The organism is Lysinibacillus sp. VIII_CA (assembly GCF_049943995.1).
In the GTDB taxonomy this organism is placed as follows: Bacteria; Bacillota; Bacilli; order Bacillales_A; family Planococcaceae; genus Lysinibacillus; species Lysinibacillus pinottii.
Window position 1 is genome coordinate 1 of sequence record NZ_JBNFXM010000133.1, and the last position, 243, is coordinate 243.

1 protein-coding gene is annotated in these 243 nt (G+C 60.9%); it reads right to left on the reverse strand.

Annotated features, from left to right (window positions below; genetic code table 11):
• The coding region (locus ACP3VS_RS24550) for an EAL domain-containing protein (protein WP_426390342.1) at nt 1-243 on the reverse strand (243 nt) is incomplete at both ends.

Sequence of the window (243 nt, forward strand, 5' to 3'; positions counted from 1 at the left end):
GCTCTTGTCGATCTTGATCTTGTCGAAGGGGAAGGAGTGCAGCGTCGACAAGGACGAATAGCCGGTGCCGAAATCGTCCATGGCGATGCGCACGCCGAGCGCCTTCAATCTGCGTAGGGTGTCGAGCGCCGCCTGGAAGTCGTGGATCAGCGCGCTCTCGGTGATCTCAAGCTCAAGGCGCGCCGGTGACAGACCGGTTTCGATCAGCACTTCGTGGACCAGAGCGGGCAGGGTGTTCAAGGT